We start from the raw sequence: 1,714 nt of genomic DNA on the forward strand, positions 1-1,714 counted from the left end.
CAGGAACTCGAATTCGAATGCTTGGCTCGCGGCCTTCCGCTTCGAATTGGTCGATCTCCTCTTGGGTAAGATTACTGTGAGCACCGGAATATTTCGGCGCTTCGCCTCGAGCGATTTGAGCCTCACGTTCAGCTTCAAGCTCTTCAGCTGTCATGTAACATTTATAAGCTAATCCGCGCTCAAGGAGTTCATCAACATATTCCTTGTATAAGTCAAGGCGTTCCATCTGACGGTAAGGTCCGTATTCGCCGCCTTTATTCGGGCTTTCATCCCATTCGATCCCTAACCACTTCAGGTAATTTAACTGGCTTTCTTCTCCGCCTTTTACATTACGCTTTTCATCTGTATCCTCAATGCGGATAACCATTTTTCCTCCAGCATTTTTAGCATACAAATAATTAAACAGGGCTGTTCTTGCATTTCCGATATGGAGATTTCCTGTTGGACTAGGTGCATAGCGCACACGTACTTCATTCGACATAATTGTTCTCCTTTCATCGTTCCGGTCTAATTTCCTTTTATTATTTTATCATTTTTTGTTTAAAATTGTTGATTATTTTGCAAAAGGACGACGGCTTGAGCAGCAATCCCTTCTTTACGTCCAGTAAACCCTAACTTCTCTGTTGTGGTCGCTTTGACATTGATACGCCCTGATTCAGTATCTAAGAGCACAGCGATATTGCTTCGGATCTCCTCGATATAGGGAGCCATTTTGGGAGCCTGAGCAATAATCGTACAATCCATATTCCCTAAATCAAACCCGCGATCTTTGACAATCTGCCACACATGCTGCAACAGCTTACCAGAATCGGCATCTTTAAATTCAGGATCGGTATCAGGGAAGTGCTTGCCAATGTCGCCTTCACCGATTGCTCCTAAGCAGGCATCCGCAATGGTGTGAAGTAAAACATCAGCGTCCGAATGTCCGAGGAGGCCTTTTTCATAAGGGATCTCAATTCCTCCAATGATACATTTCCGTCCTTCTGTTAACTGATGTACATCGAAACCTTGTCCAATTCGAAACATGGATGGATCCTCCGCCTTTCTCTCACGTTGATTTTTCACATAAGATTCTGCTTTATGTAAGTCTTCAGGGGTTGTCAGCTTAATATTGTCATAACTTCCTTGAACGATAGCAACTTCCTTGCCTAACTGTTCAACGAGAGAGGCGTCATCTGTTCCATAGTATCCACGTTCCCTCGCCTGTTGATGCGCTTTATAAATTAAAGAATAGGAAAAAGCTTGAGGCGTTTGTGCTGCCCACAGGGTTTTACGGTCCAGCGTTTCAAGGTGATCTCCCTGTTTCTGCTTGATTGTATCCGTCACGGGCACAGCTAGTAAGGCCGCTTGCTTCTCCGTGGAGCGTTGCGCTAATTCATGCAGCCGATCTACTTTGACAAAAGGACGTGCACCATCATGGATAAATACAGGAAGATCTGTATTCCGTATCGCACGTAAGCCCTCAAAAACACTGTCTTGACGCTCTGCCCCGCCATCAACCAATTGGATGTTCTTTCGTATCGAAGATGATTGAAGTAAATTTTCCATTTGCGAGCGCTCCTGATCATTCGTAACTAACACAACCTCTTCACACCAGTCATCTGCATCAAAAACAGATAACGTATGTAGAATCAACGGCTGCTGATCGATCATCAGGAATTGCTTGTTTCTTCCGGCGAGCATCCGCTTCCCTTGCCCCGCCGCAAGTATAATC

Annotated in this window: 2 protein-coding genes; both read right to left on the reverse strand. The window is 44.8% G+C overall.

Features of this window, described 5'->3' with window-relative positions:
* On the reverse strand, nt 1-481 hold a 481-nt coding region (locus tag LD39_RS19965; RefSeq protein WP_035552616.1), incomplete at its 3' end, for a glutamate--tRNA ligase.
* 59 nt (nt 482-540) lie between these two features.
* Nucleotides 541-1,683, reverse strand: coding sequence for a 2-C-methyl-D-erythritol 2,4-cyclodiphosphate synthase (ispF, locus tag LD39_RS19970; RefSeq protein WP_052158976.1), 1,143 nt, complete (start codon nt 1,681-1,683; stop codon nt 541-543).
* Nucleotides 1,684-1,714 lie beyond the last annotated feature (31 nt).

It is taken from the genome of Halobacillus sp. BBL2006 (genome assembly GCF_000786645.1).
GTDB lineage: Bacteria > Bacillota > Bacilli > Bacillales > Halobacillaceae > Halobacillus.